Raw genomic sequence first — 6429 nt, 5'->3', positions numbered from 1 at the left:
CGTGTCGACCCCGCTCTACGTGGTCGACGGCATTCCCTTCGACGGTTCGTTGAGTTCGCTCAACCCGAACGACATCGAGTCGATGACCGTCCTCAAGGACGCTTCGGCCGGCGCGCTCTACGGTTCGCGCGGCGCCAACGGCGTAATCGTCATCACGACCAAGAAAGGCAAGAAAGACCGCATCCGCATATCGTACAAGGGCAACGTCGGCATCGCCTCGCGCGCGCTGAACCGGTACGACCTGGTCGGCATGAACGACTACGTCGAGATGAGCTACGAAGCGCTGCGCAACAGCGCCCAGTACGGCAAAGGCATGGATTTCGAGGGCGCCAGCCGCTATGCGGCGGCCAACCTGGGCCAGCAAATCGGCGGCCTGAAAAGCCCGGAGTACTACAACCCCTACAAAAACTATACGTGGGAAACGCTCATCGACCCCTCGACGGGCAAAATCCGCCCGGACGCAAAAGCGGCGTGGAACGAGAACTGGATGGACGAAATCAGCGACAACTCGGCCGTGCGCACCGAGCACATCCTCTCGGTCAACGGCGGTTCGGAACGCACCAACTACCTCGTATCGCTGGGTTACTACATGGAGGACGGTATCCTGCAAAACACCGACTTCGACCGCTATACGGGTCGCGTGAACGTCGATACGCAGGCCAAGCACTGGTTCAAAATCGGCATGAACGCCAACTTCTCGCACAGCGAATCGGACTACTTGAGTTTCACAGACACGAGCGCCTCGAACGTGTGGTACACGGCGCAGTTCATGGCCCCGGTCTACCCCGTTTACCTGAAAAACATGCAGGGCGAGAACGTGCTGGACGAGTACGGCAACCGCCAGTACGAGTACGGTGAGAAAGACGACAACGGTTTTGCGAACCGCCCCTCGGCCCAGGGATTCAACTCGAAGGCCGAGCTCTACAACAACAAGTCCTACAACACGCGCAACACCCTCTCGGCCCGCAGCTACGTCACCTTCGGCACGACCCGGGAGGAGGCCAAGCTCTACGGACTGAAGTTCTCGCTCAACCTGGGCACCGACTTCAACGACTACCAGGGCACGATCGTACACGACAAATACCACGGCAACGCCGCACAGCAGGGCGGACGCATCAGCAAAATCAACACCCGCACGTTGAGCTACACGTTCAACCAGCTGCTCACCTACGACCGCACCTTCGGCGACCACTCGATCAACGTACTGCTCGGCCACGAGTATTACCGCTACAAATACAACTACGCGCAGGGCCAGAAGACCGGCATCGTGGAGGGCATCGACGAACTCGACCCGGCCGTGACCACGACCCTGAACAGCAGCTACTCGCACAACATGGCGATCGAGTCCTACTTCTCGCGCGTCAACTACGGATACAAGGACCGCTACTACCTCGACGCCAGCTGGCGTACCGACGGTTCGTCGCGCTTCCATCCCGACGACCGCTGGGGACACTTCTGGTCGGTCGGCGCGTCGTGGCGCATCTCCGAGGAGCAGTTCATGCAGAACACCCGCTCGTGGCTGGACAACCTGACGCTGAAGGTGTCGTACGGCGTACAGGGTAACGACAACCTGGGCACCTACTACGCATGGCAGGGCCTTTACGACTACACCTGGCCCAACGCCACGGATGCGGGCGCATTCGTGACCAAGCTCGAAAACAAAGCCGTCACGTGGGAGAAGAACGGCAACCTCAACACGGGTATCGAAGCCACGATGTTCCGGGGCCGCCTCGCCCTGTCTGTCGAGTACTACAACCGCAAGACCACCGATATGCTGCTCGAAAACCCGATGGCCATTTCGACCGGATTCACGGGTTACAACGCCAACGTCGGGTCGATGCGCAACCAGGGACTGGAGGCCTCGATTCGCGGAACGGTACTCGACAAGCCCAACTTCCGCTGGGATGCGACCGTCATGGGCGCCTTCAACCGCAACAAGGTGCTGGGGCTGACGGGCGGACAGAACGTCATCACCTCGGGTATCCGCGTAATCGAGGTCGGCAAGCCGATTTACACGTTCTACCTTCCGAAAACCGCCGGCGTAGACCCCGCGACGGGTAAACAGCTCTACTACGCCTACTGGACCAAGGGCGTGAACGACAAGGGCGAGCCGGGCAACGTGCGCTGCGACGAATACATCACCGACGACGCCTCGATGGCCACGTTGAGCAAATACTACCACGGCAGCCGCGAGCCCAAGCTCTTCGGCAGCATCGGTTCGAACTTCGTGCTATACAAAAACATCGACTTCTCGTTCCTGACGACCTACTCCATCGGCGGATACGTCTACGACGGACTCTACAACGGTTCGATGTACGTACAGTACGCGGGCAACAACTGGCACAAGAACGCCAGGCGCCGCTGGCAGAAACCCGGCGACAGGACCGACGTCCCGATGCTCGAAGTGGCCGGCACCTACGCCACGTCCGACAACTCGCTCATCGACGCCTCGTACTTCGCCATCAAGAACATCACGATCGGCTATACGCTGCCCAAGCGCTGGTTGAGCAAACTGGACATCGAATCGCTGCGCATCTACGCCTCGTTCGACAACATCGCCATGTTCAACCACATGGACGGCATGGACCCGCAGTACAACTTCACCGGAAGCGTGGCTTACAGCTACGCCCCCTCGCGCGTGATTGCGTTCGGCCTGGATTTGAACTTTTAACCAAGGGAGGAAACAACTATGAAAAAAGCAATATACAGCATCATTTCGTTCGCCGCGCTGGCGTTGGCATCGTGCAGCCAGTCGATGCTCGACTTCTCCCCGACCGACTCGGGCTCGGGCGACGAAATGCTCAAATCGGCCTCGACGGCCATCACTTCGATAAACGGCGTATACAGTTCGATGCGCACCGCAGGCTGGTCCACGACCGCCAACACCCACCAGTGCTTCGGCATCGCGGCCTACAACCTCGCGCTCGACGCCATGGCCGACGACCTCGTCATGCAGGGGCAGGGCAACGGCTGGTTCTGGGGTGACCACACCTACAACGTGAAGTCGAACTACACCAGTTCGGCATTCCGTTCGTACGACGTCTGGTACGCCAACTACAAATGGATTGCCAACGTCAACTACGTCATCGACGCCGCCCCGGCCATGGCAGGCAGCGAAGCCGACGTCGCCTATGTCGTAGGCCAGGCTTACGCCATCCGCGCGCTCTGCTACCTCAACCTGGCCACCTGGTTCTCGCGCACGCCCTACAATGCCATGCGCGGCACCGCCCGCTGGGACGAGGCCTGCGTGCCGATTTACACCACGGGCACCTCGATTAAGACCGGCGGCCAACCGCGCGCCACGCTGCGGCAGGTTTACGACCGCATCGACGAAGACATCGACACGGCAATCGAATACCTCGAAAAAGGCAGGGAGAATTCGCTGGCGACCGCCAACAAGACCCACATCGGCCTTTACGCGGCACTGGGCATCAAGTCGCGCGCATGCCTGGCAGCGGGCGACTGGGACGGCGCCTACACGGCCGCCAAGCGCGTAATCGACCAGGGCGGCTACGCCGTCGGCACCAAGGCCGACCTGACGGGCGGTATGAACTCGCTCGACAAGTCCAACGTCATCTGGGGCGCCAGCATCCAGATTGCCGACCAGGCGGGCGGCTACGCCAGCTTCTTCGCCCACATGGACAACCAGCAGGGCGCCTATGCCGAATCGGCCCCCAAACTCATCAACAAGCAGCTCTACAACCGCATGAGTTCGACCGACGTGCGCCGCGACTGGTGGGATCCCAACGACAAGGAGTCGCCCTACATCGGCAAGAAGTTCGCCTTCAGCAACGTAGCCTCGTGGCTCGGCGACTACCTCTACATGCGCGTCGAGGAGATGTATTTCACGGCCGCCGAAGCGGCGCTCCGCTCCGAGAACCTGCCGGGCAACGTCCAAATCGCCCGCGACCTGATGAACACCGTCATGGCCGAGCGCGACCCGAAATACAACGCCAACTACCGCAGCGGCCTGAACCTCGGCGCCACGACAACGACCTGGACGGGCTCGCTGCTCGAGGACATCCTCATCCAGCGCCGCATCGAGCTCTGGGGCGAATACGGCCGTCTGTTCGACGTCCGCCGCCTGGGACAGGGCATCGACCGCCGTGCCGACGACGGATTCTCGGAAGAGTGCCTCTCGGGCATGAGCCGCCGCAACGTCGACCTTACAAAACCCGACACCTACGACTGGGTGCTGACCATCCCGCAGGACGAGCTGGACGCCAACCCCAATATCAACGAGGAAGACCAGAACCCCTGATAACGCATTGTAGAAGCGATTAATCCATGTACACTATGAAAAACATATCGAAATACCTGGGTGCGGCACTCCTGCTGTTCTGCGCAGCCTGCAGCAAGACGCAGGAGGGCACCTACTACACCCCCAACAAGGACGATTCGAAGCAGATACACTTCATCCAGTCGTCCATCGAAAAGGAGTTCGCGCAGGATGCCGAAAGCGGAATCATGAACGTAGAAATCGCCCGCACGGGCAGCAAGGGCACCTACAAGGTGTTCCTGGCACAGAAAGGCAACGACTCCGCACTGTTCAGCATTCCGTCGGAAGCGACTTTCGAGGACGGGGAGCACTCGGTGACCGTTCCCGTACAGGTCGACCTCTCGAACTTCGTCATGGGTTCGAGCTACAAGACGACGCTCATGATTTCCGGCCGCGAGGCCAATCCGGGCGACGACGGGGCGCAGGTTTCGCAGTTCACCGACAAGGTGACCCTCTCGGCCTCGTACGAACTGACCTGGGAACCCTACATGCGCATCGACGGCAGCGGGGAGGAAATCCAGCAGCTGGCGACCTACCACTATTCGCTCTACTACACGGGCCGCGACTCGGGACTGGAGGTCGAGAAGGCCGTAGGCGCCAACATCTTCCGCCTGAAAGACTGGGCCAGCGGCGTGACGTTCAAATTCATCGTCCACGACGACAACACCTGCACCGTTCCGGCGCAGTCCATCGGCTACTTCAACTCGAACTACAACGAGTATGTATTCGTGGCCGACATGGCGGTTTACACGGGCAGCGATTCGGCCTACGCCTCCTATCCCTGTACGTTCGACGGCAAGGACACCTTCTCGTTCTACCTGATTTACTACGTTTCGGGCGGCTACTTCGCGCAGGGTAAGGAAACACTGGTATTCGACAGCGAAGCCGACACCACGCCCACGGTCGACATCGAATACCTGGGCATCGAAGCCACGCCGACCGGATTCAAATCCGCCAAACTCCGCTTCTCGCCCAACAGCTACGCCCGCTCGTACAAGGCCACGGTCGTCGAGGGCGACATCTCGGGCGACAAGAAACTCCAGGATCAGGTGCGCCAGCAGCTTATCGACGACACCTACGAGGGCCCCGTTCCCGTCATGACGCTCAACGGCGAGGACGAATCGGTATGGAACGTCCCGCGCGGCAGCTACACGGCCGTAGCGCTGGCCTACGACTCGGTCAGCAACCCGTGCGGCCTTTACAGCAAGCGTTTCACGTGCGACCCCGACAACGACTTCGCGGTCAAGGTCAACGAATTCAAGTTCTACGCCCCGACCGACCTGCCGGGATACTCGCCCTACAACACGCTGGTATGGGAGATGCAGACCACCAACGTCGTCAAGATGAAGTACCTCTGCGTAAAATCCGGCGTCGCCGACTACCTGTGCGAAGCGCTCGGCATGAGCCTCGAGGAGCTGACCGTCAGCCGCGGATACGACATCGACCCGGAGATTATCGCCGCCATCAACTCGGAGGAGGGGCGCGCCACGACGTTCAGTCCCCTCGACCAGGGCAGCGGCTACGTGCTGGCGTTGCAGATGACCAACGCGTACGGCGACACAGCGTTCGTATCCAAGACCGCCTCGACCCACGGTTATTTCGCCTCGGACTTCGACCAGACCAAAAACATGGAGGATTTCCTCGGCGCATTCAGCGCCTCGGCGACCATCACGGCGGGCTCGAACGACATTGCGGGCAACTTCCGTATCGACATCACCCGTGTCAACGACCGCGACGTAATCATCCGCGGCATGTCGGACATGCGCGACTTCGCTCCTCAGATAAGCGGATACTACGACGCCGAGAAACACATGATTATCATCGAGCCGCAGTCTGCCGGCATGTACGGCCAGAACTACGCCGTACTCGGGTTCTCCGACGGCATTTCGATTTACTGGGGCGGCAACAGCATGGCTATCGGCTACATCGGCGACAAGCTCTACTGGGCGTCGAGCCCCTATGCGGAGAAGCCGGTCGAGAGCTACATGTTCCTGCTCTTCAGTTCGCCGCAGACTACCGGCGCCAACTACCTGCGCGAGTACGTAGGCTCGCGGAGCTATTCGGCCATCAGCATGGTGCCGCTGAAACTGGCGCCGGCCGCAGCATCGCAGGCGGCGCCGGTCAAGGCGCGCACGCAGGCCATCGAGGCC

Annotated in this window: 3 protein-coding genes; all 3 read left to right on the top strand. The window is 60.5% G+C overall.

Annotated elements, in window-relative coordinates; translation table 11 throughout:
• Positions 1-2671, top strand: a 2671-nt coding sequence (locus QZT71_RS11610; RefSeq protein ID WP_295916374.1) for a SusC/RagA family TonB-linked outer membrane protein, incomplete at its 5' end; no start/stop codon positions are given.
• Positions 2672-2689: 18 nt separating this feature from the next.
• Positions 2690-4261 (top strand): RagB/SusD family nutrient uptake outer membrane protein, encoded by a 1572-nt coding sequence (locus QZT71_RS11605; RefSeq protein WP_295916371.1) that lies wholly within the window; start codon positions 2690-2692, stop codon positions 4259-4261.
• Between the two features lie 35 nt (positions 4262-4296).
• Positions 4297-6429: hypothetical protein (locus QZT71_RS11600; protein ID WP_295916369.1), on the top strand; the 2133-nt coding region annotated here is incomplete at its 3' end.

Origin of the sequence: uncultured Alistipes sp., assembly GCF_902388705.1 — a bacterium.
GTDB lineage: Bacteria > Bacteroidota > Bacteroidia > Bacteroidales > Rikenellaceae > Alistipes.
Note: the sequence above shows the minus strand (reverse complement) of the source record. Positions and strands in the feature narration are given on the sequence as shown.

Bases quoted from the DNA above. Each gene is read 5' to 3' on its own strand.
- QZT71_RS11605 (WP_295916371.1), top strand. From the start codon at position 2,690: ATGAAAAAAGCAATATACAGCATCATTTCGTTCGCCGCGCTGGCGTTG.